This is a genomic window from Pseudomonas sp. FME51, from assembly GCF_014897305.1.
This window is the reverse complement of sequence record NZ_JABUYN010000008.1, coordinates 156,359-179,729: the sequence shown is the minus strand read 5'-3', so window position 1 is coordinate 179,729 and position 23,371 is coordinate 156,359. Positions and strand designations below refer to the sequence as shown.

The window sequence follows — 23,371 nt, the reverse complement described above, 5'->3', positions numbered from 1 at the left end:
GTCAAAACAGAAGGTATACTGCCGCTCATGACACAGATGCCAGGACCCAGACATGGGCAAGGCAGATTCAACAAGGGGATCATGATGACGCTTAATGTCGACCGGGCGGAAGTCGCCAAATTCGAAGCCCTGGCCAGCCGCTGGTGGGATCGCGAAAGCGAATTCAAACCGCTGCATGAGATCAACCCGCTGCGCACCAACTGGATTGACGAGAAAGCAGCGCTGGCCGGAAAGGAAGTGCTGGACGTCGGTTGCGGCGGCGGCATTCTGTCGGAAGCGATGGCCCAGCGTGGCGCTCGCGTCACCGGTATCGATATGGGCGAAGCGCCGCTGGCCGTCGCCCGGCTGCACCAGCTGGAATCCGGTGTTGAGGTGGAGTACCAGCAGTGCACCGCTGAAGAAATGGCCGAACTGCATGCCGGCCGCTTCGATGTGGTGACCTGCATGGAAATGCTCGAACACGTACCCGACCCTGCATCAGTGATCCGCGCCTGCGCCACGCTGGTGAAGCCCGGTGGCCACGTGTTTTTCTCGACCATCAACCGCAACCCCAAAGCCTTCGCCTTCGCCATCGTCGGCGCCGAGTACGTGCTGCGCATGCTGCCACGCGGCACCCATGAATATGCCAAATTCATTCGACCCGCCGAGCTTGGCGCCTGGTCGCGCGAAGCCGGGCTGGATATGCAGGACATCATCGGCATGACCTACAACCCGCTGTTGCGCCATTACAAGCTGGCCAAAGATGTGGACGTGAACTACATGATCCACTGCCAGCGCGGAGTCTGAGGATGCTCGACAGCGTACTCTTCGATCTGGACGGCACTCTGCTGGATACGGCAGACGATTTTCTCGCCATCATCCAGACCATGCGTGAGGAGCGCGGCCTGCCTGATTCGCCGCTGCACCTGATTCGCTCGACGGTGTCCGATGGCTCCGCCGGCATGCTCTGCGCAGCGTTCTCCATCACACCCGAACATCCCGAGTTCGCCGAGTTGCGCGACGACTTCCTGGATCGCTATCAACATCAGCTGGCGGTGCATACGCGCCTCTTCCCAGGCGTCCCCGAACTGCTGGACTGGCTGGATGCCGAGGGATTGCCCTGGGGCGTGGTGACCAACAAGATGAGCCGTTTCAGCATCCCCTTACTGGTAGCCACCGGCCTGGCCGAACGCTGCGGCAGCCTGGTCTGCCCGGATCAGGTTCAGCATGGCAAACCGCATCCGGAGCCACTGCTCAAGGCCTGCGCGGACATGGGTGTCGATCCTGTTCGCAGCGTCTTCGTCGGCGACCACCTGCGCGACATCCAGGCCGGACAGGCTGCCGGCATGCGCACCGTGGCCGCCCTTTACGGCTATCTGCCGGCGGGCGATGATCCGCAATTGTGGAATGCCAGTTACAGTATCGAGAATGCCGCTGCCCTGCGCCCCTGGCTGGAGCAGCAACGGACCAAGGAGTTTCCCCATGTTTGACTACCGCGCCCCCGCCGACCTGCTGCAGGGACGAGTGATTCTGGTAACCGGAGCCGGGGACGGCATCGGCCGAGCCTGTGCGCTGAGCTGCGCCGCCCATGGTGCCACTGTGGTACTGCTCGGCCGCACCCTGAGCAAACTGGAAGCCGTATACGACGAGATCGAGGCCGCCGGCCACCCACAGCCAGCTATCTGCCCGCTGAATCTGGAAACCGCCGTGGAGAAGGACTACAACGATCTGGCGGACCAGCTGTTCGACACCTTCGGTAAGCTCGACGGACTGGTGCACAACGCCGCCCAGCTTGGTCCGCGCACGCTGATCGACAACGTCAAGAGTGAAGCCTGGCTGGAGCTCATGCAGGTCAACGTCAACGCGCCCTTCTTCCTGAGCAAGGCCATGTTTCCCCTGCTGCGCGCCGCGCCCGACGCATCGGTGATCTTCGTCTCCTCCAGTGTCGGCCGCAAGGCACGTGCCTATTGGGGACCCTATGCGGTGACCAAATTCGCCGTCGAAGGATTGATGCAGGTAATGGCCGACGAGCAGGACGGCACCAGCGAGATCCGCGTCAACAGCGTCAACCCCGGCGCCACCCGCACAGCCATGCGCAAAGCGGCCTACCCCGCAGAAGAGCCAGAGAAGAACCCTGAGCCGGCGGATATCATGCCGGTATTCCTGTATCTGCTCGGCCCGGACAGTAAGCAGGTCAACGGCCAGGCACTGGACGCCCGCGGCTGACACACCCGCCCCCACGCTCCGCGTGGGAACGCCTGCCGGGACGCTCTGCGTCCCATCCCACCGCCCTGCACACTGCCAGCTCGGACGCAGGAGCGTCCACGGCGCGGTTCCCACGCTGGAGCGTGGGAACCATCGGTTTGGGCGGGTTTTGGGTCTGGTTGTGGCGCTGGGCGCTGGGCGTTCTGGTGGCTGGTCGGTTGGAGCATCCACTCCACACGCTCCCGGCACAAAGTGTGAGCGCTCTCGGATACCGCACTCCACTCCCGATCGTCCCCACGCTCCGCGTGGGAATGCCTGCCGGGACGCTCTGCGTCCCATCCCACCACCCTGCGGACTGCCAGCCCGGACGCTGGAGCGTCCATGGCGCAGGTATGGGGTCGCCGTCGGGTCAGCTCAGCGGCGATGACCGAGGCGTTTGCGTTCGAATTCAGCGATGCGCTGACGGTAGTGCTCGATGGTCTGGGCGGTCAGTACGCTGCGGTTTTCGTCCTTCAGATCCCCCCCCAACTCCTGCGCCAACTTGCGCGCCGAGGCAATCATCAGGTCCAGCGCCTGTTTCGGGTGCCGCGGACCGGGCAGCCCCATGAAGAAACTCACAGCACGGACATGACTATGCTCCAGCTCCTCAGGGTCAAAGGTGCCGGGGTTCAGTGCATTGGCCATGGAAAACAGCACATCACCATTCCCGGTCATGCTTTCGTGGCGATGATAGATACTCATGTCACCATGACGCAGACCGCTCTCCATGATGCTCTGCATCATCGCGCCACCGGGGAAGCCTGCCTCGCCGCGGGCAACCACGAGAATAACCAACACCTCTTCCACCGGCTTCGGCTCAGGCGCCGATGGCTGAACCCTCTCGGTTGTTTCGGTGGCTTGCAACACCGGCTCGACCGGCTCAGGCGTGCTCCGGACATCAGAGGCCGACCGTTGGACGGGCGCTGGTTTAGGCGCAGGCGGCACATCCAGATCCAAACCTGCCTGCTCGGGCGGCCTGACAGGCTCCAACTCCTCGAGCTCTGGATCATCCGAGAAGTCATCGCCAAAAGAAGGTTCTTCCCGCTCGCCGCGCGCAATGATGCGGGGTGGCCCCAGCAACTCGTCATTGGCAACGTCTTGCGCCCCCCCCTTGAAATCACGCTCAAGCTTGAAACGGATACGCGAACGACCGCCCATGCGCCGCCAACCATCGAAAAGAATTCCCGCAATAAACAAAAGGCCGATGACAATCAGCCACTCTCGCAAACCAAAATCCATGAATAGCAGTTCCCGTTATGCCATACCAATGAAGAACTTGTGAGGCTCTTGGAACATGGCGTTTTAACTCCACACCCCGAACTTATGCGAGACAGTAACATGCTCGCGCAATATTGTGCAGCGGCCGAATCTATACTTCTGCGAGCGCCACCGCTTCTTCAACATTGACTGTGACAAGCCGAGAGCATCCTGGTTCATGCATAGTTACACCCATCAGCTGATCAGCCATTTCCATGGCGATCTTGTTGTGCGTAATGTAAATGAATTGCACCCGACTCGACATCTCTTTCACCATCCGCGCGTAACGTCCTACGTTCGCATCATCCAAGGGCGCATCGACCTCGTCGAGCATACAGAAAGGCGCGGGATTCAGCTGGAAGATCGAAAACACCAGCGCGATAGCCGTCAACGCCTTTTCGCCACCGGACAACAGATGAATAGTGCTGTTCTTCTTGCCCGGTGGGCGCGCCATGATGGTCACGCCCGTATCCAACAGATCATCACCGGTCAGTTCCAGCCAGGCGCTGCCACCGCCGAATACTTTCGGGAACAGATTCTGCAAACCCGCGTTGACCTTGTCGAAGGTTTCCTTGAAGCGGCTACGGGTTTCCTTGTCGATCTTGCGGATCACCTGCTCAAGTGTATCCAGCGCTTCCACAAGGTCGGCATCTTGTGCATCCAGATAACGCTTGCGCTCGGACTGCTGCTCGTACTCTTCGATCGCCGCGAGGTTGATCGCACCGAGCCGCTGGATCTGCGTGTCCAACCGCGCCAACTGCTGCTCCCATTCGGCTTCACTGGCGCCCTCAGGTAGCGTGGCAATGACGCCCTGCAGATCGTAACCGGCCTCCAGCAGTTGCTCCTGCAACCCCTGACGCCGCGTTTGCATATCACGGGCCAGCAGGCGCTGCTCATCAAGCTGACTGCGCAGCGCCTGTGCCTGCTGCTCTGCCTGCTGACGTCGCCGCTCCTGCTCGCGCATCTGCTGATCGACCTGCTCCAGCGCCTGACGCGCCATGCCCAGATCCTGCTCAGCCTGGAGACGACGCTCAAGCAGAGACTCCAGCTCGATACGCTGATCTTCCTCCGGTCCCTGAGCCTCTTCCAGCGACATCTGCAGCTGCTCGCGGCGTTCTGCCAGACGCTCGACCTGAACCTGTAATCGCTCCAACCCCTGCCGCGTAGAATCGAGCTGCGCCTGCAGTGATTGTGCACGCAGCGCCAGCTGATGTGCCCGGTCATGCTGCTCGCGTGACTGCTGACGTGCCTGTTCAAGCTGTTCGCGAACCTGCTCACGCCGCTGCTGCAAGGCGTCACGACGAGCACTGTCATCGGCCATGCTATCGAGCGCTTCCTGCAGCGTCATCCGGGCTTCGCCAAGCTGTTCGATCTCATCGGCACGCTGCGCCTGAATATCCTGCAGATCGGCCACAATACGCTCACGCCGGGCAGTGACCTGCTCCAGACGCACCTGCCGCGCCGAGCGCTGGGCCTTGAGTTCGCCCTGCTCACGCCCCAGCTGGGCCAAGCGCTGCTGCAGGGAGTCACGTTGCAGCTCCAGCTGCCGAGTGTGCTCGCGCAGCTCGAAAATACATTGCTCATCGGCGTCAAGTCGCGCCTGCTGCTGTTCGAGGGTGGCATGCAGATCCTGCATTTCCTGCTGCCGGGCCAGCACTCCGGCCCCTTGATCATCACCACATTGGAATCGCAGCCAGTTCGGACCCAACCAGTGCCCGGCAGGGGTCACCACGGATTCGTGGCTGGCCAGGGATCCGCGCATGGTCAGCGCCTGCTGCAGGTTTTCCGCGATGCGGATGTTGCCCAGCCAAGCGCCGAGATCCAACGGAGAGTCGACCTTGGCCAGCAGGCACCCCCCGGCAGGCGCTGCGACCGCTGTGGTCGTGGAGGTATCAATGAGACGCAGCGTGCCTTGCTGTAAACTGTCCAGCGCCGCGGCCTGCTCATCCAGTGAGCCCAGACATACAGCCTGCAGATCATCGGCCAGCACCGCCTCCACAGCGCGCTCCCAGCCGGGCTCGACACGCATCTGCCCGGCCAGCACGTCAGCACTATCCACCCCTTGCGCCTGCAGCCATTGCTGCACCCCTGCCCCCTGGTCCAGCGCCGCCTGTTGCAGCGCCTCAAGGGAGGCCAAGCGGCCACCCTGACGCTGGTATTCACCCCGACGAATATCCAGCTCCTGAGTCAAAGCACCCAGTGTCTCCCGCTCCTGTCGCAGGTTCTCGGTCAGATCATCCAGCGCCAACTGATCAGTCTCGCCGCGTATGTCCAGCTCAACCAACTGTTCATTCAACTCATCGAGCTCATCATCCAGCGAGCCCACAGACAGCCCCAGGCGCTCTTCCTCAAGCCGCTGAATGCGCTCACCAAAGCGCCCTACACTCTGTTCCAGATGCCGGATGCGCGACTGCTCGACTTCCGCCTGCTGGCGCGGCGCGGAAGCACGCTGGTTGAACTCATCCCAACGGGTCTGCCACTCCTGCATCGCCGCTTCGGCTTCCTGCATCCGGCCAGCGGTGTCCTCATCGGCAGCTCCGGCCAGCTCCAGCTCCGGCTCGGTGCGAGCCAGCTCGTCGCGCAGATCGGCGAGCAGCGCCTGATCCTGAGTCAGATGGCTCTGCGCCTCCTGCCAGGCCTGCTCGGTCTGCTCCAGATCATCCAGTACCTGGCGTTGGCGGTCACGGCTGAACTGAAGAACCTGTTCGATACGGCTGATGTCCGCGCCGATACTGTAATACCGCGCCTGTACCTGATTGAAGCCTTCGTTCAGGTCGCCGTGCTGGTCGCGCTGCTTCTCGATTTCGCTGTCGGCGTTGCGTTGCTCGGCAATGATAGCCTCGAGCGCCACCTCCAGGCTGCGTACCTGGTGCTCACGCTCGGCGGTCTTTGCATCCAGCGTCTGCCAGCGCAACGCCTGCAACTGCGCCTTGAGCAGACGCTCCTCGGTCTTGAAGGTTTTGTATTTCTCGGCTGCCTGAGCCTGACGATGCAGGTGCCCCAACTGCCGCTCCAACTCATCGCGCAGATCGGTCAGACGCTCGAGGTTCTCATGGGTGCGGCGGATGCGGTTTTCGGTTTCCCGACGACGTTCCTTGTATTTGGAGATGCCCGCCGCTTCCTCGATGAACAGCCGCAGCTCATCGGGCTTGGCCTCGATCAGCTTGGAGATCATACCCTGTTCGATTATCGAATAACTGCGCGGACCGAGGCCGGTGCCAAGGAAGAGTTCGGTGATATCCCGACGCCGGCATTTGGTCCCATTGAGATAGTATTGATTTTGTGCTTCACGGGTCACCTTGCGGCGGATGGATATCTCGTTGTAACCGGCATACTCACCCTGCAGGGTGCCATCGCTGTTATCGAAAATCAGCTCGATAGATGCCTGCCCCACTGGCTTGCGAGTATTCGAGCCATTGAAGATGACATCGGTCATCGACTCGCCACGCAGGTTCTTTGCCGAGCTTTCGCCCATCACCCAGCGCACCGCATCGATGATGTTCGATTTGCCGCAGCCGTTTGGCCCGACAACCGCGCCCATATTGGTCGGGAAGAAAACTGTGGTAGGATCCACGAAGGACTTGAAACCCGCCAGCTTGATGCACTTGAGTCGCATTGAGAAATGTCATTCCTTGCCGTTCGGTAAGTGTCTGGCAGCCAATCGGCGGATATTAACACAATAGAAAAACGTCCCTTTTTACCTGTAATACTCCCTGAATAGAAGCCCCTGCGGCCAAGCATTGAGGTTCATGCCTGGTTGACAGGCTATTCTGGTTAGCAGGTATGCAATAGGCTTTACTCTTGGTTGGCGGCGAGACAGCTTTGCTGCTGCAAATATGAACAAAGATAAATTCGAGACTGGATAACTGAATGTCTGCTACGACACCCTCCACATCACCGTCAAATGGCTGGTCCACCAGTCGTATCATTGGCCTGATCATTGGCCTTGGCCTGCTGGCCATGACCATCCTGCTGCCTGCACCTGGCGGCATGAGTGACGCCGCCTGGAAGGCCACCGGCATCATGCTGCTGCTGGCAGCCTGGTGGTCTACTGAAGCGCTACCGATTCCGGCTACCTCGCTGGTGCCGATCGTACTGATCCCTGCACTGGGGCTGGGTAGCGTCGGTCAGGCAACTGCCCCCTACGCCAACCCGATCATTTTCCTGTTCATGGGTGGTTTCGTGCTGGGCTTGGCGATGCAACGCTGGAACCTGCACAAACGTATCGCACTGGCTACGCTACTGGCTGTCGGCAGCAAACCCAGCCATCAGATCGGTGGCTTCATGATTGCCACCGCCTTTCTCAGTATGTGGGTGAGCAATACGGCCACCACCATCATGATGCTGCCAATTGGCCTCTCGGTGGTCAGCATGTTCGAGAACGACAACCCCATTGCCGTACGCAAGTATGCCACCGCCCTGTTGCTGGCCATTGCCTATGCGGCGAGCCTTGGCGGCATCGGTACCATCATCGGCACCCCACCTAACGCCTTGCTGGTAGGCTATCTGGCCGAAAACCATGACATCCATATTGGGTTCGGCCAATGGATGCTACTTGGTGTGCCGATCTCGATATCAATGCTGGCGGTGGTGTGGTTTATGCTGGCACGCAAGGACTTCGGTCTGAAAGCGGAAAACAACAGCCGCGAACTCCTGCAAAAGCAACTCCATGATCTGGGACCAATGGCCAAAGGTGAGAAGCTGGTAAGTATCGTCTTCGTGATTACCGCTGCCGCTTGGATCTTCCAGCCCCTGCTATCCAAGTCGCTCTTCCCCTGGCTGAACGACACCATCATTGCCATTGCATCGGCCGTTATCATGTTCATGATTCCAGTGAGCCGCGAGAAGGGTAACCTGATGGACTGGGAAACCGCCTCGAAAATGCCCTGGGGTGTGTTGCTGCTGTTTGGTGGTGGTCTGACTCTGGCATCCGTGATCACCTCCTCCGGCCTGGCCGTGTGGATCGCAGAATCCATGTCCGTGGTAGGCATGTTGCCGACCCTGGCCATTGTGCTGATCATTACTGCGGTGATCATCTTCCTCACCGAGATCACCAGTAACACAGCCACAGCAGCGGCCTTCCTGCCGTTGATGGGTGCTCTGGCCATGGCTCAGGATGTGTCACCTATCCTGTACGCCGTACCGGCCGCCGTGGCAGCCAGCTGCGCCTTCATGATGCCGGTGGCCACACCACCGAATGCCATCGTATTCGGTACCGGCCACATGAAGATCACCGACATGATCACCGCCGGGTTCAAACTGAACCTCGCTGGCGTGGTCATCGCCGGACTGCTGGCCTACTACCTGATGTTCTGGGTATTCGGGATCTGATCCGACAGCGATCTGCATGACCGAACCGCCGTCCTTGTGACGGCGGTTTTTTTATGTCCGGGCTGGTAGCCTGAGCGGCGGCGGGATCGGGACGCAGAGCGCTCAGTATATGATGGTTCCCATGCTCTGCGTGGGAACCGCGCTTTGGACGCTCCAGCGTCCGGACTGGCAGTTTGCGCGGCGGTGGGATCGGGGGCTGGAGTCAGCGGTCGGTCAAAGGGCGCGGTCGATCCGGAGGATGGGAGGCTGTTCCGGCTGTTCGCCGAGCGTTATATCTATGGCCTGGGCTGCATGGCTTGCCTGCATGACGTCGCTGGTTGCGGAAATGCGGGCACTCAGCTGCAGGACCTGACCTTGCTGCATTTCGACACCGGGCATCAGCGCGTCGCCGGAATCCAGCGTCACTTCAATCGGCAACTGCCCCTTACCCAGACGCTGAGCGAACAGCGGCATGGGTGGGCCGTCGGGATCCCGAGCGGAAATAAATACCACAGCATCGTCCGTAAACTGCGCGGCCACGTCATCAGCCAGTTCGATCCGCACCTTGACGTGTACCTGCTGATCAACAGCGGCACCTACATCAGCGGCACCCGAGGCCTGTAAACGCTCCTGCGCCCGATCAATACCGCCCTGAATGGCTTTCGCACCTTCGCTGTCCGGCGGCATACCTGCCATCAGACGCTCCCAGTAGCTGATCGCCCCCACGTACTCACCGGATTCAAAGGCAGCGATGCCCAGCAGGCCCAGCGCCGTCGGCTCGTAGGGGTTAAGTTCCAGAGCTCGATCCAGCGCGGCGACGGACTCGCTGTCGAGATGGTTGTTGTTGGCAAAGAAGCGGGCCTGGGCCAGTTGCGCCAGCACTTCGGCACGCTCACCGATGCGCTGCAGGCTGTTGGCAAACGCCTCCGCCGATTTATCTGGACGCTGGTCCGCCAGATAAGCCCGACCGAGCATGTACCAGACTTCACCGTTTTCCGGCTGGACTTCGGTGATGCGCTCCATACGGTCGATATAACCTTCCAGATTCGCCGGTGCCGGTTCGTGCTTTATTTCACGCAACAGGGCAACGCCAGCCGGGTTACCCCAACTCATATACAGACTGATTACCACCAGGGGCAAGGCACCGGCGGCCAGTATCAGCGGCCAGGGGCCACCGCGGCGCAGCGGGCGACGCTCTTCATCTGCCCGAGCAGTGTCTTCCAGCAGCAGCTTTCCGGCCTCTTCCAGCGCCGCATCATGCTGCTCCCGGGTCAATTCTCCTGCCACCTGCTGATTCCCCAGCTCGGCCACACGCTCTTCATACAGGGCCACGTTCAAAGCGGTTCTATCAACTTTGCTCTGACCGCGCATTTTCCATACCGGCCAGACCACAATCAGCATGCCCGCCAGCATCAGCAGCGCGCTATACAACCAGAAATCAGTCATCAGCTGTCTTCTTCTCTTTCCAACAAGGATTGCAGGCGTAGTTGCTCGTCCTGACTCAAGTGCTGTGTTGCAGACTCACGCAGCGCTCGCTGGCGGCGGCGGAGCAGAACGATCAGAAACACAAACCCGCCGAGCAGCAATGCACCCGGAGCAAACCACAACACCACTGTTGCCGGTGTCAGGGCGGGCTTGTAACGTACGAAGTCACCATAGCGGCTGACCATGAAGTCGAGAATCTCACGATCATCCTTGCCCTCAACGACCATGCGGTGCACCTCGCGGCGCAGGTCCGTGGCGATGGGGGCGTCGGAATCGGCAATATTCTGGTTTTGACACTTGGGGCAGCGCAGTTCGGAACTGACCTGATAGAACTGCTGACGCTGCGCCTCAGTGTCAAATTCGAAGGTATCCACCGCGGCCAGCGCAAGCGGTGCCAGCATCGATACCAGCAATACACCTAACCAGCGGATCATGGCTGAGCTCCTTCATCGACCAGCGCCTGGTAGCGCGGTCCAAGCTGGGTTTCCCATACACGTTCATCGACAACGCCGATGAACTTGTAACGGATCACCCCTTCGGCATCGATCAGGAAAGTTTCCGGCGCGCCATAGACGCCCAGATCCAGCCCGAGTCGTCCCTCGGCATCACTGATATTCAACTGATAGGGATCGTGAAACTCCTTGAGCCACTGCCGTGCATCGACGGTATTGTCCTTGTAGTTCACACCGTGAATGATCACGCCCTGCTCCGCCAGAGCATTCAGCACGGGGTGTTCCACGCGGCAGGCAACGCACCAGGTAGCCCAGACGTTGACCAATGCCGGCCGGCCGAGCATGTCCGCCCGGGTAAGCCCCGGCGCACCCTCTTCCACCGCACTCAGATTGAATTCCGGGAAGGGTTTGTCGATCAGTGCAGAGGGCAGCGTACTGGGGTCAATAGCCAGATCCTGCTGTGTCTTCTTGTCCTTCAGGGTGACCAGAAACAACGCCAGCAGCAGCATGAACAGCACCAGCGGAATCAGCATCCAGGGTCTGCGCATCAGACAGCCTCCCCTTTTGTCGCCTGGGGCACGGTGCGTCGTTGGCGCACCTTCAGCCGATAGCGTTTGTCAGTGGCTGCCAGCAGACCACCGAGCGTCATCAGCAGGCCACCACCCCAGATCCAGCGCACGAACGGCTTGATGTGCACGCGAATCGCCCAGGCACCGTTTTCCAGCGGTTCACCCATGGCAACAAACAGGTCGCGGGTGAACCCGGCATGGATACCGGCCTCAGTCATCGGCATGTTCTGTACGGTGTACAGGCGCTTTTCAGGGTTCAGCACGGTGATCCGACGACCGTCGCGCAACACCTCGATTTGCCCCTCATCGGAAATCCAGTTCGGACCTTCCAGGTGCGTAGCGCCCTGGAACACGAAGCTGTAACCACCCAGTTCCAACGTGTCGCCCGGCGCCATGCGCAGATCGCGCTGGCTGTCGAACAGGCTGGCACCGACCACACCTACGGCACAGACGGCAATGCCGATATGCGCCATGGTCATGCCCCAGTAGCTGCGCGGCAACGCTCGAACGCCTCGCGCCAGACCCTTGTTACGGGTCTTGTCGAGAACGTCACGCAGGCTGGCGCCGGTCACCCAGAACACCAGGAACAGCATGCTGCCCACGGCCAGATGATGATCACCAATCCATACTGCCAGAGCGATGGCTCCGAGCGCTGAGAGGATCAGCACCCACTTCAACTGGCCGACCAGCCATTTGACCGGAGTGTCCTTCCAGCGACTCAGTACACCGACCCCCATGGCCAGCATGAGCACGGCCATCAAGGGTACGAACAACGCATTGAAGTAGGGGGGGCCCACCGACACCATGGTGCCGGTAATCGCGTCCAGCGCCATCGGGTACAGAGTGCCCAGCAGCACCATCAAGGTTGCCACTATCAGAATCACGTTATTCACCAGCAGCAGGGTTTCCCGTGACCACAGGGCGAAGCCGATCTGGCTCTTGACCACCGGTGCGCGCACCGCGTACAGCGCCAGAGAGCCGCCGACCACCAGCAGCAGAAAGCCGAGGATGAACACCCCGCGCTCCGGGTCGGTAGCAAATGCGTGCACTGAGGTCAGTACACCGGAGCGCACCAGGAAGGTACCCAGCAGACTCAGAGAGAAGGCGGCAATGGCCAGCAACACCGTCCAGCTCTTGAATACCCCACGCTTTTCAGTCACCGCCAGCGAGTGAATCAGTGCGGTACCCACCAGCCAGGGCATGAAGGAGGCGTTCTCCACCGGGTCCCAGAACCACCAGCCACCCCAGCCCAATTCGTAATAGGCCCACCAGGAACCGAGCACGATACCCAAGCCGAGAAAAGCCCAGGCGACGATGGTCCAGGGCCGCGACCAGCGTGCCCAGGCTGCATCCAGCCGACCGCCCAGTAGCGCGGCAATGGCGAACGCGAAGGCCACCGAGAAACCCACATAGCCCATGTACAGCATCGGCGGGTGCACGATCAGGCCGAAATCCTGCAACAGCGGGTTGAGGTCGTTACCATCGGCCGGGAAATACGGCAGCTGGCGATCGAAGGGGTTGGAGGTCATCAGCATGAACAGCAGGAAGCCGATACTGATCATCCCCATCACCGCCAATACGCGACTGAGCATCTCTTCCGGCAGATCGCGGGAGAAGATTGCCACCGCAAAGGTCCAGCCGGCGAGAATCAATGCCCACAGCAACAACGAGCCTTCGTGACCGCCCCACACCGCACTGACCCGGTAGTACCAGGGCAGCGCAGAGTTGGAGTTGAGCGCCACATAGGTCACGCTGAAGTCATTGCTGACGAACGCATACACCAGGCAGATAAAGGCGAACAGCACGAACAGACACTGTGCCAGCGCGGCTGGCTGGGCAAAGCCCATCGCCAGAGTATCTCCACGCCAGGCGCCATACAGAGGGACGGTAGCCTGCAGCACCGCCAGTACCAAGGCGATGATCAGGGCAATCTGGCCAAGTTCGGGAATCATTCTGCCTCCGGATCAGTTGGAGGACGGCGTATAGACGCCATCCACTTTCATGTGCTCGACCTGCTCCAGCGCCTGGGCCACTTCCGGAGGCATGTACTCCTCATCGTGCTTGGCCAGCACTTCGTCGGCAATCAACATGCGGTTTTCGTCCAGGCGCCCCAGCGCGACGATACCCTGCCCCTCGCGGAACAGATCCGGGAGAATGCCGCCGTAGGAAACCAGCACATCTTCATTGCCATCGCTGACGGCAAATATCACTTCCAGACTGTCCGGAGCCCGTTTGAGACTGCCCGCAACCACCATTCCCCCAGCGCGAATGCGTGCATCCTGCGGGGCGACCCCGGTAGCGATTTCAGTGGGGGTATAGAACAGGTTGATGTTCTGCTTCAGGGCGCTCAGCGCCAGGCCTACGGCGACACAGACACCCACCACGACCAACAGAATCAGCAACAGGCGTTTCTTGCGCTGCGGATGCATCATTTCATCTCCCGACGGCGACGACGCGCCTCTTCATTGACCAGACGCCGACGGGCCAGCCAGGGCTGCACCACGTTCAGCGCCAATACGACCAGCGTTATGGCATAGGACGACCAGACATAGGCACCATGCCCATCCATCGCCAACATTTCCGCCAGGTTGCTCATGACAATTTCTCCAGCGTGTCACGCACCCAGCGAGTCTTGTGTTCACGACGCAACACCTCAAGCCGCATGCGCATCAGCAGACTGACGGTGAACAGTGCATAGAAACCCAACACCATCAGCAGCAGCGGCAGCCACATCTCCACTGGCATGGCCGGCTTTTCGGTGAGTTTGAAGGTGGCAGGCTGATGCAGGGTATTCCACCAATCCACCGAGTATTTGATGATGGGAATGTTCACCATGCCGACAATCGCCAGTACCGCCGTGGCCTTGGCCGAGGTTTCCCGGTTGCTGATTGCCTGACCGAGCGCAATGATGCCGAAATACAGGAACAGCAGAATCAACATGGACGTCAGACGTGCATCCCATACCCAATAGGTGCCCCAGGTCGGTTTGCCCCAGATAGCGCCGGTCAGCAGTGCGACAAAGGTCATCCAGGCGCCAATGGGCGCGGCACACTTGAGTGCCACATCGGCGAGCTTCATGCGCCAGACCAGACTGACAACCCCCGCGGTGGCCAGCATCAGATAGCAGGACTGAGCGACAAAGGCCGCCGGCACGTGGATGTAGATGATCCGGAAGCTGTTGCCCTGCTGGTAATCCTGCGGCGCGAAAAACAGCCCCCAGATGCAGCCACCGACCAGCAGCAGCACGCCGATCACGGCAAACCAGGGCAGCCAGCGGCCACTGATGTCATAGAACCACTTGGGCGAACCCAGTTTATGAAAGAAGCTCCAATTCATGCGTTACCTGCTAATGAACTCATTCACTTACCCCAATACGTAAACCGGCGGCTATGGCGATCGGCGCCAGACTCAGCGCCAGCACCGCCAGACAGCCCAGCCACAGCGCAAAACCGGTTACCGGCATACCCTGCAACGCCGCGTCCATGGCGCCGGTACCGAGAATCAGCACCGGAATGTACAGCGGCAGGATCAACAGGGCCAGCAGCAGGCCGCCACTCTTGAGGCCAACCGTCAGGGCGGCGCCCACGGCGCCCAACAGGCTGAGTATCGGCGTACCCAGCAACAATGTCATTGCCAGCACCGGCAGCGATGACAGCGGCAATGCCAGCATCAAACCAAACAAGGGTGCCAGAATAACCATGGCCAGCCCCGACATCAGCCAGTGATGCAGTACCTTGACCAGTACCATCAACGCCAGCGGATGTGGCGACAGCACCCATTGCTCCAGTGATCCATCTTCATAGTCGCTGCGAAACAACCCATCCAGCGACAACAAGGTGGCCAGCAGCGCCGCTACCCAGATCACCCCTGGCGCCATGCTCCGCAACATCGATGGCTCCGGCCCGACGGCCAGCGGAAACAGGCTGACTACCAGAGCAAAAAACACCAACGGGTTGAGCAGGTCGCCCGGTCGACGCCAGGCCAGACGCCACTCACGGCAGAACAGTAACCAGACAATCCGCCGCATCAGTTTACCTGTCCCAGATCCAGGCAGCGCACGCCTGGCAGATGTTCAAGGCCGTGATGGGTGGTCATGATCACCAGACCACCCTGCTTCGCATGCTGCAAAATGTGTGACTCCAGCGTCGCAACCCCGGCCTTGTCGATGGCGGTGAAGGGCTCGTCCAGAATCCATACTGGATGCTGCTCCAGATACAAGCGCGCCAATGCCACCCGACGCTGCTGGCCGGCTGACAGGTTATGGCAGGGAATATCCTCAAACCCGCGCAGGCCGACCTGCTCCAGCGCGTGCCAGATGCGATCGCTTTCCACCGGACTGCTGAGCGCGCAGAGCCAGGCGAGGTTTTCCTCGGCGCTCAATGCACCCTTAACTGCCGGTGCGTGGCCGATATACAGCCGCTGCTGACGCCAGCTCTCTCGCCCAACACCACGGAATACCGACTCACCACCGTAACGCATGTCACCTGCCGATGGTGGCAGCAATCCAGCCATGATGCGCAGCAGACTGGTCTTGCCGGAACCATTGGGGCCGGCAACCTGCAACAGCTCTCCCGGTTCGAGCCGCAGAGACAGCGACGCAAACAGCTCACGCTGATCCCGCTCACACGCCAGACTGTCCAGCTCTACAGGCAGTGGCTTCACCTTTGCTCCAAACCGAGAGTTACCGTTCATTCATGTTTGCTGGCGCGCTGCCGCTATACTGCTATAGGCACCAGTCAATACCAGAACCCTTGAAATACCCAGCTGACCCCTAAGAATTGCTGGCGCCATTATACATACGCCCCCTACCCTGAGGGCTCTGATTTACATCAATATGTGACACACATGACGCCGGATCTGAACCTGCCACCCATAACCGCCAACACCGTCAGAACCGGGCCTTCCAGCGCGACTGCCGCTGCGTCAGCGATGGCTCTGGAACTGCTGCGTCCGATTGCCGCAGCGACCCTCGCCCCCGGTGAAAGTGCCCGCGCCGAGGTCGTCAGCAGCAAGGCCCAGACCGGGCAGTTCGAAGTACTGCTGCGTCTGGCCAAAGCAGGCATCCCGCCGACCGAAGTCAGCGTCACCAGCCGTCAGGCACTCGCCCCCGGCACCAGCCTGACAGTCCAGGCCGTCAGTCCCACCCGGTTAATGGCAATACTGGACAGCGTAGCCGGCAGCCCCACGGGTCAGCAGGTCGCCACCCGTCTGGATCCGCAGCTGTTTCCCCAAGGCAGCGTGCTGCAGGCGCGCATCATCAGCAGTCAGACATTGCAGGCCGGCAGCGACCAGGCACGGTTTGCGGTATTGGCCAAAGTTCTGCAGGGGCCGGCTACCGGCGCACTCCTCAGCCTGCACAGCGCTCGCCCAGCGACACCCGGCAGCCTGTTGACGGCTCAGGTAGGTGGCCAGGGAGAACTGCGTGTCACTTCCAGCAATGAGCAGATCCGCCAATTGGATCTGCTTCAGGGCATGCGCGCCACCCTGCAGACCCAAGCGTCTGCCGAACCCATGTTGCGCATGCTCGATAAACTGGCCGCCCTCCCCGACCTGCCGCCCTTGCTGCAGGCTGCCATGCGTCAAGCGCTGACCCATGTGACTACCCCTGAACATCTGAGCACCACCAGTGGGGTCGCCCAGGCGATACGCCAAAGCGGTGTGTTTCTGGAAGCCGGGCTGGGCCAGCTGAATCGCGCATTGCAGGCCGGCAATACGGCACAAACTGCGCAGCCAGCATCCGACCAACCCCCTCAGGCTCTTCTGCCGCCCCTGGCACGCCTGTTGCCACTGCTATCCAGTCTGGCAACGCCACCCGGTACCGAGCCGCTACCCGGAGCGGACTTCAAGGCCAGTTTGCTGACGCTGCTGCTCACCCTGCAACAGCATCTGCCACCCGACGCCAGCAAAGCCCTGACCTTGCCACCCGGCCCATGGCAAGCGGCCCTGACGGCGAAACCCGGTTTGTTCCCCTTGCCTCCGCGCGCACTGCAAACCCTGACCGACACCCCTGACCTGGGCAGCCTGCTACGCCTGACCGCCGCACTGCTGTCGCGCATCCAGCACCATCAGTTTCAGAGTCTCGGCCAGACCCAGGCTTTTGCCGACGGCAGCACGCAAACGGTCTGGCAGCTGGAAATCCCCCTGCGTGATGGCCAGCAATTCACCCAGGTGCAGATGCGTATTCAGCGCGACAGTAACGCGCCGGACGACCGCCAGACGGAACAGGCACCTCAATGGGAAATACGCCTGGCCTTCAACCTGGACCAGCTTGGCCCTTTGCAGGCCATCGCCCGACTGTACAAAGGCCGTGTCAGCAGCGAATTCTGGGCCGAGCAGGCCGACACTCTGCAGCGCATCACCCACCAAATGGACCGGTTGCGTGATCGACTGCTGACCAGAGGATTGGAAGTCGGCGAGCTGAGCTGCCATCGAGGCAGCCCACCGGAGCCGCAGCAGGCGGTACAGCAACGCTGGATAGACGAGGTAACCTGATGAATACACACCGCGAAGCCATTGCCCTGCTCTACGACGGCGGCGAGCAGGCTCCGACTGTAACGGCCAAAGGCGAAGGTGAACTGGCTGAGCAGATCATCCAGCTGGCGATGGACTATGAAGTGCCCATCTATGAAAACGCCGATCTGGCGAGCATGCTGACGCGCATGGAGTTGGGCGATCAGATTCCCGAGGCGTTATACCGCACCATTGCTGAAATCATTGCCTTTGCCTGGCATCTGCAGGGCAAAACGCCAGAGGGGTTTGTAGCGCTGGACGAGTAATTCAGGATCAGTTCTTCGAAGCGTGCAGCTTCAACATCAACTCCGCTTCGCTGCGCGTCAGCCCACAGGATTGCATGAGATCATCCAGACTGGCACCCATGCCGACCAGGCGACTGGCCTGATTGTAGGGCATGCTCTGCACGTCCTGCTGTTCAAAGCGTTGCTGCTTGTTTTCCAGCTGGGATATCTTGCTGCGCAGGGCAATCAACTCTTCGCCCATGCGGATATGACTCTGCTGATACTCCGCCAGATTCTGCGTGAGCTTGCCCAGACGGACATCATTGCGTGCGTCCTGCTCGATCTGTTGTCTGCCCAACCGGCGAATAGCCAGAATCGTACCCACCAGCGCGGCAACCAGCAATCCCAGAAACAAGCCCGACAACAGAAGCAGCGTGCGCTCATCCATGTGGATCAGATGTCCTGCAGCTCGGCCCACTCATCGTCGGTCATCATCTTTTCCAGATCGACCAGAATGAGCAGCTCGTCGTCCTTGTTGGTGACGCCCTGGATGAACTTGGCCGATTCGTCGGTACCGACATTCGGCGCAGTCTCGATTTCCGACTGACGCAGATAGACCACTTCAGCCACGCTATCGACCAGAATACCGACCACCTGCCGATCAGCTTCGATGATGACGATACGCGTCTGATCAGTGACCGGCGCCGGGATCAGCCCGAAGCGCTGGCGCGTATCGATGACCGTGACCACATTACCGCGCAGGTTGATAATCCCCAGCACATAAGAAGGCGCACCCGGCACCGGAGCAATTTCGGAATGGCGCAGCACTTCCTGCACCTGCATCACATTGATGCCGTAGGTTTCGTTATCCAGACGGAAGGTAACCCACTGCAGGATCGGATCGTCGGCGTGCTGTGCGGTGTTGGCTTTCATCTTGTTACTCTCGACCTCAATGATTCCCTGCCAGGCTCTGCGGCGCGACCAGGGAGATAATGTATTTCATCCTAAACGTGCACTGACATGTTTGCCAGCAGTGATCAGCTCCGCAAGCGCTTCAACATCCAGCAATGCACACATCTGATCGATCACGGTACCGGCGAGCCAGGGTCGCTTGCCCTGACCGGACCGCCACTTCACCTGTTCGGGATCCAGCTTGATCGACTGGCTGACACCGTGCACCGCCATGCCCCATTCATGACCCTGCACGGAAATCACGAAGCGCAGGTTATCGCGTAGCTCCGGACTGTAGCGTTCGGGCATGATCCAGCGGGCGGTATCCAAGACTTTCAGGTTGCCCACCGGGGTCGGCAGAATACCGAGAAACCAGTCCGGCTGGCCGAATAGCGGCGTGATCGGGCCGTCCAGTGAATGAATGCTGCCCAGAGACACCAGCGGCACAGCCAGAGTCAGACCGCCGACATCGAACAGCAGTGCCTCGAAGGGGGCGTCACGCCAGGCGGCAGTGGGTGCCACTTCCGGCTCAGCCTGTTCAGGCTGTGGATCGGTGAAACTGTAAAAAACGGACTCATGCACTTCAGCGGCAACCGGCTCGAGCACCCGTTCAGGCACCCGCTCAGAGTCCGCCGGCAACGCCTGCGTCTGCTCGGCCAGCGCCAGCTCCGCGGCGGCGTCCTGCAGCAGCGCATCCAGGTAGGACTGAATGGTCTGCTCAGGGACGTAATGCTGTACGGACAAGGAGTTGTTCATGGGTCGTTTGTGGTTCCGAATCTAATCTGCAAAGCCGACACACGCGCCGGGTCAATCAGCTTATCGGCAGCGGCGCGCCGAGCATGAGGCCGGTTGTGTCAGGCCACCTCTTGGGGTTTCGGGGTAACGTGCACCAGCAGATAGCGCAACAGCGCTCGGTAGGCCAGAACGCCACGGGCATTGTTTTCCAGGCGCGACGGCACGATGCCGGCGAGACTGGCATCGCGCAACTTGGTATCGATCGGAATATAGGCCTGCCACAGCTGATCGGCGTAGCCCTTGCGCAACATGCGCAGGGTATTCAGAGAGGCTTGGGTCCGGCGATCGAACAGGGTGGGCACTATGGTGTACGGCAGCGCCTGCTGCCGCGAGCGGTTGATCATGTTCAGGGTGTGCACCATACGCTCCAATCCCTTCATGGCCAGAAACTCGGTCTGAACCGGGATGACCAGCTGCTCGCAGGCTGCCAGGGCGTTGATCATGGACACCCCGAGCAATGGCGGGCTGTCGATGACGACAAAGTCGAATTGGCTGCGCAGCTGCTCCAGCGCACGGGAAACCACCAGACCGAACCCACCCTGAGCAGCAGACTGACGCTCCAGAGTCGCCAGTGAAGTACTGGACGGCAGCAGTCGGATATTTTCATGGGAGGTTTCCAACAGCAAGGCGGCAGCCAACCCCTCCGGCACTCGGCCCTGATGCTGAAACAGGTTGTAGACACTGCTGGTCAGGCGATCCGGATCATGGCCGAAATAGCTGGTCATCGAACCATGCGGGTCCAGATCAACCACCAATACGCGCTGACCCTGGTCCGCCAACAGGCCCGCCAAGGCCACCGCCGAGGTGGTCTTGCCCACTCCGCCCTTCTGATTGGCTACTGCCCAGACTCTCATGACCTATTGCTCCTGCCGATTCGCTGTTGCATCAGTTGGTACCACTTATCCTGCTGCCATCACCGGTCTCGGCCCGCGCCTGACGCATGCCCTGCAGCTCAGCAGACCCAGCCTGCAGGTTCTGATGTCGTGTGTCCGTGTAACGCGATACCAGCAGCACCACCCGGCGATTCGCCCGCCGCCCCGCCGCTGTCGTGTTATCGCCAACCGGCCGGTGCTCTCCATAACCCACTGCAGCCAGCCGCGCAGCATCGATACCGCCGGCGCTGAGCATGCGTACCACACTCGCGGCGCGTGCCGCTGACAGTTCCCAGTTGGTGGGATAGGTCATCGAGCTGATGGGTACGTTGTCGGTAAAGCCCTCTACATGAATCGGATTGTCATAGGGCGTCAGAATATCGGCAATCCGCTCGATCAGAGCGAAAGCGGCATCCAGCGGCAGCGCATCGCCACTGGGAAACAACAGCCCCGAATTCAGCTCGATTTCAATCCATAATTCATTGGCGTGCACCTGCAGATCACCCACCGAGATCAGCTCACCGAACGCTGCCTGCATGGCCTCGGCGATGTCTTCCAACGGATCGTTGGCCGCTCCGCTACTGCCGGTCTGTGCCGTGACCATCGACGCCTGGGGTGCCGTTTCCGGCAGTGGTACCACAGAGCGTGGCATGTGCTCGCCAATCTGGATCGGATCGATGGTTTTCGCAGTCTGGCTGAATGCCCCGATCAGCGAATCCGAGAGCACCTTGTATTTGCCCTCATTGACCGAGGAGATCGAATACATAACCACAAAAAAGGCGAACAGCAGCGTGATGAAGTCGGCATAGGACACCATCCAGCGTTCATTATTGACCTCTTCCTCTTCGCGGCGACGGCGCATGCTTCAGTCCAGGAAGCCTTCGAGCTTCATTTCGATGGAGCGTGGATTTTCCCCTTCGGCGATCGACAGGAGTCCTTCCAACATCATTTCCCGGTGGCAGGATTGCTGCAATATGACCGCCTTGAGCTTATTGGCGATGGGCAACAACAACAGGTTGGCCAGCGCCACCCCGTAGATGGTGGCGACAAAGGCCACAGCAATACCGCTGCCGAGCATCGACGGGTCGGCCAGGTTACCCATGACGTGAATCAGCCCCATGACTGCACCGATGATGCCAATGGTTGGCGCGTAACCGCCCATGCTTTCGTAGACTCGGGCAGCGCGCAGATCATTGTTTTCGCGACTGACCAGCTCAACTTCCAGGATGCTGCGCAGGGCATCCGGCTCGCAGCCATCGGCCAGCAGCTGCAGGCCTTTGCTGGCGAATGGATCGGGCTCCATTTCGGCGATGCTTTCCAGCCCGAGCAGTCCGTCCTTGCGCGCCACATTGCTCCAGTTGACGATCTTGCCAATGCTTTCGCGCAGCGGGTTGGCTGGGGAAAAGAACACCCAACGGAACAGCCCCAACGCTCGCTTGAATACCGGTAACGGCGTCTGAATCAAGACCGCACCCAGAGTGCCGCCGATGACGATAAGCGCTGCCGGGCCATTCAGCAGCGCGCTGACATGCCCGCCTTCCAGATGATTGCCACCGATAATGGCGACAAACGCCAGGATCATGCCAATGATGCTGAGGATATCCATCAGCGCAGCTCGGTCAGGTAGCGAGCAATATCGTCGAGGTCATAAACACCATCAGCCAGATTGGCCTTGGCGACCGCCATCGGCATGCCGTAGATGACACAACTGGCCTCGTCCTGCGCCCAAACTGAGCTGCCGGCCTGCTTCAACATGCGTGCGCCCTCCCGGCCATCGGCACCCATACCGGTCAGGACAATAGCCAGCACCCGATCCTGCAGTGCCCTGGCTGCGGAGCCGAAGGTCACATCAACACTGGGTTTGTAGTTGAGACGTTCGTCGCCCGGCAGAATACGGACCACACCACGACTGTCGAGCATCATCTGCTTGCCGCCTGGTGCGAGCAGCGCCACGCCGGGGCGCAGGGTGTCGCCATCTTCTGCCTCCTTGACGGAAATCCGGCACAGCTTGTCCAGTCGTTCGGCGAAAGCCTTGGTGAAAGCGCCCGGCATGTGCTGGATAAGCAGCAGCGGTGCCGGAAAGTCCGCAGGCAATTGAGTCAGGACTTTCTGCAGCGCCACCGGGCCACCGGTAGAGGTACCGATGGCCACCAGTTTGTAGTCGCGTTTGCGCGGTGCCGGACTGCGTCGGGCCGGTTCGGAGGTGACATGCACCGGCGGCGCAACTGAGCCAGTCGTCGATCTGGAGGACGACGCCGGCACCGCTACTTTCGCAGGCGCTGGTACCGTGGTGGGCGCAGAAAAACCCAACGAACGTCGATTGCTGCGCGCCAGGGCGTGCACCCGGTCACACAGTAACTGGCGAACCTTGTCCGGATTGCGTGAGATATCCTCGAAATTCTTCGGCAGATAGTCGGCCGCACCGGCATCCAGCGCATCGAGACTCACCCGTGCACCTTCGTAGGTCAGCGAGGAAAACATCAACACCGGGGTCGGTTGACGCTGCATGATCTGGCGTACCGCAGTGATGCCATCCATCACAGGCATCTCGTAATCCATGGTGATGACGTCAGGATGCAGCGCCAGGGTCTGCTCAACCGCCTCCTTGCCGTTGGTTGCCGTACCCACCACCTTGATCTGCGGATCGGCCCCGAGGATTTCCGCCACCCGACGACGAAAGAACCCGGAGTCATCCACCACCAGCACCTTGACCACCATATCGT

24 protein-coding genes are annotated in these 23,371 nt (G+C 60.5%); 6 read left to right on the top strand and 18 right to left on the bottom strand.

Translation table 11 applies throughout. The features are described from left to right. Positions 1–84 precede the first annotated feature (84 nt). From ubiG to INT39_RS15200, 3 genes are read left to right on the top strand one after another with little or no spacing between them, the layout of a single operon-like run. Complete coding sequence (gene ubiG, locus INT39_RS15210; RefSeq protein WP_226944816.1) at positions 85–786, top strand: bifunctional 2-polyprenyl-6-hydroxyphenol methylase/3-demethylubiquinol 3-O-methyltransferase UbiG; 702 nt, start codon at positions 85–87, stop codon at positions 784–786. A gap of 2 nt (positions 787–788) precedes the next feature. Further along, complete coding sequence (locus tag INT39_RS15205) at positions 789–1,469, top strand: HAD-IA family hydrolase (RefSeq protein ID WP_193074839.1); 681 nt, start codon at positions 789–791, stop codon at positions 1,467–1,469. Further along, entirely contained in the window at positions 1,462–2,205 is a 744-nt protein-coding gene (locus INT39_RS15200) for a YciK family oxidoreductase (RefSeq protein ID WP_193074838.1), read from the top strand. The genes INT39_RS15205 and INT39_RS15200 overlap by 8 nt, the downstream gene beginning before the upstream one ends. Positions 2,206–2,598: 393 nt before the next feature. On the opposite strand, the gene zipA is transcribed toward INT39_RS15200, so the two are convergent. Further along, positions 2,599–3,462: a cell division protein ZipA gene (zipA, locus tag INT39_RS15195; protein ID WP_193074837.1), complete on the bottom strand. Its 864-nt coding sequence runs from the start codon at positions 3,460–3,462 to the stop codon at positions 2,599–2,601. 130 nt (positions 3,463–3,592) lie between these two features. Then, complete coding sequence (smc, locus tag INT39_RS15190) at positions 3,593–7,096, bottom strand: chromosome segregation protein SMC (protein WP_193074836.1); 3,504 nt, start codon at positions 7,094–7,096, stop codon at positions 3,593–3,595. Positions 7,097–7,350: 254 nt separating this feature from the next. Here smc and INT39_RS15185 point away from each other — a divergent pair, with 254 nt between their 5' ends. Continuing rightward, entirely contained in the window at positions 7,351–8,811 is a 1,461-nt protein-coding gene (locus INT39_RS15185) for an SLC13 family permease (protein WP_193074835.1), read from the top strand. A gap of 213 nt (positions 8,812–9,024) precedes the next feature. Here the strand turns inward: INT39_RS15185 and ccmI are convergent, their stop codons facing one another. From ccmI to ccmA, 9 genes are read right to left on the bottom strand one after another with little or no spacing between them, the layout of a single operon-like run. Then, positions 9,025–10,236, bottom strand: a complete 1,212-nt coding sequence (gene ccmI, locus INT39_RS15180; RefSeq protein WP_193074834.1) for a c-type cytochrome biogenesis protein CcmI — start codon at positions 10,234–10,236, stop codon at positions 9,025–9,027. Beyond that, the gene (locus INT39_RS15175) at positions 10,236–10,709 is read right to left on the bottom strand and encodes a cytochrome c-type biogenesis protein (RefSeq protein WP_193074833.1); all 474 of its coding nucleotides are present in this window, start codon (positions 10,707–10,709) and stop codon (positions 10,236–10,238) included. Before INT39_RS15175 ends, ccmI begins: the two co-directional genes overlap by 1 nt. Beyond that, positions 10,706–11,275, bottom strand: coding sequence for a DsbE family thiol:disulfide interchange protein (locus INT39_RS15170; protein ID WP_193074832.1), 570 nt, complete (start codon positions 11,273–11,275; stop codon positions 10,706–10,708). The genes INT39_RS15175 and INT39_RS15170 overlap by 4 nt, the downstream gene beginning before the upstream one ends. Then, complete coding sequence (locus tag INT39_RS15165; protein WP_193074831.1) at positions 11,275–13,248, bottom strand: heme lyase CcmF/NrfE family subunit; 1,974 nt, start codon at positions 13,246–13,248, stop codon at positions 11,275–11,277. Before INT39_RS15165 ends, INT39_RS15170 begins: the two co-directional genes overlap by 1 nt. A gap of 12 nt (positions 13,249–13,260) precedes the next feature. Next, positions 13,261–13,725, bottom strand: a complete 465-nt coding sequence (gene ccmE, locus INT39_RS15160; RefSeq protein WP_193074904.1) for a cytochrome c maturation protein CcmE — start codon at positions 13,723–13,725, stop codon at positions 13,261–13,263. Continuing rightward, a complete protein-coding gene (gene ccmD / locus INT39_RS15155) occupies positions 13,725–13,892 on the bottom strand; it encodes a heme exporter protein CcmD (RefSeq protein ID WP_193074830.1) in 168 nt (55 codons plus the stop codon). Before ccmD ends, ccmE begins: the two co-directional genes overlap by 1 nt. Further along, entirely contained in the window at positions 13,889–14,632 is a 744-nt protein-coding gene (locus tag INT39_RS15150) for a heme ABC transporter permease (RefSeq protein WP_193074829.1), read from the bottom strand. Before INT39_RS15150 ends, ccmD begins: the two co-directional genes overlap by 4 nt. A gap of 19 nt (positions 14,633–14,651) precedes the next feature. Next, positions 14,652–15,323 carry a heme exporter protein CcmB gene (gene ccmB, locus INT39_RS15145; RefSeq protein ID WP_193074828.1) on the bottom strand — a complete coding sequence of 224 codons (672 nt, stop codon included), beginning with the start codon at positions 15,321–15,323 and terminating at the stop codon, positions 14,652–14,654. Further along, positions 15,323–15,988 (bottom strand): cytochrome c biogenesis heme-transporting ATPase CcmA, encoded by a 666-nt coding sequence (gene ccmA / locus INT39_RS15140; protein ID WP_193074827.1) that lies wholly within the window; start codon positions 15,986–15,988, stop codon positions 15,323–15,325. The genes ccmB and ccmA overlap by 1 nt, the downstream gene beginning before the upstream one ends. A 153-nt stretch (positions 15,989–16,141) precedes the next feature. On the opposite strand from ccmA, the gene INT39_RS15135 reads away from it, so the two are divergent. Then, on the top strand, positions 16,142–17,788 hold the full coding sequence (locus INT39_RS15135) for a flagellar hook-length control protein FliK (protein WP_193074826.1): 1,647 nt from the start codon (positions 16,142–16,144) through the stop codon (positions 17,786–17,788). Then, positions 17,788–18,072 carry an EscU/YscU/HrcU family type III secretion system export apparatus switch protein gene (locus INT39_RS15130; protein WP_193074825.1) on the top strand — a complete coding sequence of 95 codons (285 nt, stop codon included), beginning with the start codon at positions 17,788–17,790 and terminating at the stop codon, positions 18,070–18,072. The genes INT39_RS15135 and INT39_RS15130 overlap by 1 nt, the downstream gene beginning before the upstream one ends. Positions 18,073–18,079: 7 nt before the next feature. Here INT39_RS15130 and INT39_RS15125 read toward each other — a convergent pair whose 3' ends face one another. From INT39_RS15125 to INT39_RS15095, 7 genes are all read right to left on the bottom strand, one after another. Next, positions 18,080–18,478 carry a DUF2802 domain-containing protein gene (locus tag INT39_RS15125; RefSeq protein WP_193074824.1) on the bottom strand — a complete coding sequence of 133 codons (399 nt, stop codon included), beginning with the start codon at positions 18,476–18,478 and terminating at the stop codon, positions 18,080–18,082. 5 nt (positions 18,479–18,483) lie between these two features. Continuing rightward, positions 18,484–18,963 (bottom strand): chemotaxis protein CheW, encoded by a 480-nt coding sequence (locus tag INT39_RS15120; protein WP_193074823.1) that lies wholly within the window; start codon positions 18,961–18,963, stop codon positions 18,484–18,486. A 66-nt stretch (positions 18,964–19,029) separates the two neighbouring features. Next, on the bottom strand, positions 19,030–19,737 hold the full coding sequence (locus INT39_RS15115) for a CheW domain-containing protein (RefSeq protein WP_193074822.1): 708 nt from the start codon (positions 19,735–19,737) through the stop codon (positions 19,030–19,032). Positions 19,738–19,835: 98 nt separating this feature from the next. Next, complete coding sequence (locus INT39_RS15110; protein WP_193074821.1) at positions 19,836–20,630, bottom strand: ParA family protein; 795 nt, start codon at positions 20,628–20,630, stop codon at positions 19,836–19,838. A 31-nt stretch (positions 20,631–20,661) separates the two neighbouring features. Further along, positions 20,662–21,510, bottom strand: a complete 849-nt coding sequence (motD, locus tag INT39_RS15105; protein ID WP_193074820.1) for a flagellar motor protein MotD — start codon at positions 21,508–21,510, stop codon at positions 20,662–20,664. Between the two features lie 3 nt (positions 21,511–21,513). After that, positions 21,514–22,254 (bottom strand): flagellar motor protein, encoded by a 741-nt coding sequence (locus INT39_RS15100; protein ID WP_193074819.1) that lies wholly within the window; start codon positions 22,252–22,254, stop codon positions 21,514–21,516. Continuing rightward, positions 22,254–23,366, bottom strand: a complete 1,113-nt coding sequence (locus INT39_RS15095) for a protein-glutamate methylesterase/protein-glutamine glutaminase (RefSeq protein WP_193074818.1) — start codon at positions 23,364–23,366, stop codon at positions 22,254–22,256. Before INT39_RS15095 ends, INT39_RS15100 begins: the two co-directional genes overlap by 1 nt. Between the last annotated feature and the right edge of the window lie 5 nt (positions 23,367–23,371).

Coding starts and splice junctions, on each gene's coding strand:
- ubiG (WP_226944816.1), top strand. CDS start 85: ATGACGCTTAATGTCGACCGGGCGGAAGTCGCCAAATTCGAAGCCCTG.
- INT39_RS15205 (WP_193074839.1), top strand. CDS start 789: ATGCTCGACAGCGTACTCTTCGATCTGGACGGCACTCTGCTGGATACG.
- INT39_RS15200 (WP_193074838.1), top strand. CDS start 1,462: ATGTTTGACTACCGCGCCCCCGCCGACCTGCTGCAGGGACGAGTGATT.
- zipA (WP_193074837.1), bottom strand. CDS start 3,462: ATGGATTTTGGTTTGCGAGAGTGGCTGATTGTCATCGGCCTTTTGTTT.
- smc (WP_193074836.1), bottom strand. CDS start 7,096: ATGCGACTCAAGTGCATCAAGCTGGCGGGTTTCAAGTCCTTCGTGGAT.
- INT39_RS15185 (WP_193074835.1), top strand. CDS start 7,351: ATGTCTGCTACGACACCCTCCACATCACCGTCAAATGGCTGGTCCACC.
- ccmI (WP_193074834.1), bottom strand. CDS start 10,236: ATGACTGATTTCTGGTTGTATAGCGCGCTGCTGATGCTGGCGGGCATG.
- INT39_RS15175 (WP_193074833.1), bottom strand. CDS start 10,709: ATGATCCGCTGGTTAGGTGTATTGCTGGTATCGATGCTGGCACCGCTT.
- INT39_RS15170 (WP_193074832.1), bottom strand. CDS start 11,275: ATGCGCAGACCCTGGATGCTGATTCCGCTGGTGCTGTTCATGCTGCTG.
- INT39_RS15165 (WP_193074831.1), bottom strand. CDS start 13,248: ATGATTCCCGAACTTGGCCAGATTGCCCTGATCATCGCCTTGGTACTG.
- ccmE (WP_193074904.1), bottom strand. CDS start 13,725: ATGCATCCGCAGCGCAAGAAACGCCTGTTGCTGATTCTGTTGGTCGTG.
- ccmD (WP_193074830.1), bottom strand. CDS start 13,892: ATGAGCAACCTGGCGGAAATGTTGGCGATGGATGGGCATGGTGCCTAT.
- INT39_RS15150 (WP_193074829.1), bottom strand. CDS start 14,632: ATGAATTGGAGCTTCTTTCATAAACTGGGTTCGCCCAAGTGGTTCTAT.
- ccmB (WP_193074828.1), bottom strand. CDS start 15,323: ATGCGGCGGATTGTCTGGTTACTGTTCTGCCGTGAGTGGCGTCTGGCC.
- ccmA (WP_193074827.1), bottom strand. CDS start 15,988: ATGAACGGTAACTCTCGGTTTGGAGCAAAGGTGAAGCCACTGCCTGTA.
- INT39_RS15135 (WP_193074826.1), top strand. CDS start 16,142: ATGACGCCGGATCTGAACCTGCCACCCATAACCGCCAACACCGTCAGA.
- INT39_RS15130 (WP_193074825.1), top strand. CDS start 17,788: ATGAATACACACCGCGAAGCCATTGCCCTGCTCTACGACGGCGGCGAG.
- INT39_RS15125 (WP_193074824.1), bottom strand. CDS start 18,478: ATGGATGAGCGCACGCTGCTTCTGTTGTCGGGCTTGTTTCTGGGATTG.
- INT39_RS15120 (WP_193074823.1), bottom strand. CDS start 18,963: ATGAAAGCCAACACCGCACAGCACGCCGACGATCCGATCCTGCAGTGG.
- INT39_RS15115 (WP_193074822.1), bottom strand. CDS start 19,737: ATGAACAACTCCTTGTCCGTACAGCATTACGTCCCTGAGCAGACCATT.
- INT39_RS15110 (WP_193074821.1), bottom strand. CDS start 20,630: ATGAGAGTCTGGGCAGTAGCCAATCAGAAGGGCGGAGTGGGCAAGACC.
- motD (WP_193074820.1), bottom strand. CDS start 21,510: ATGCGCCGTCGCCGCGAAGAGGAAGAGGTCAATAATGAACGCTGGATG.
- INT39_RS15100 (WP_193074819.1), bottom strand. CDS start 22,254: ATGGATATCCTCAGCATCATTGGCATGATCCTGGCGTTTGTCGCCATT.
- INT39_RS15095 (WP_193074818.1), bottom strand. CDS start 23,366: ATGGTGGTCAAGGTGCTGGTGGTGGATGACTCCGGGTTCTTTCGTCGT.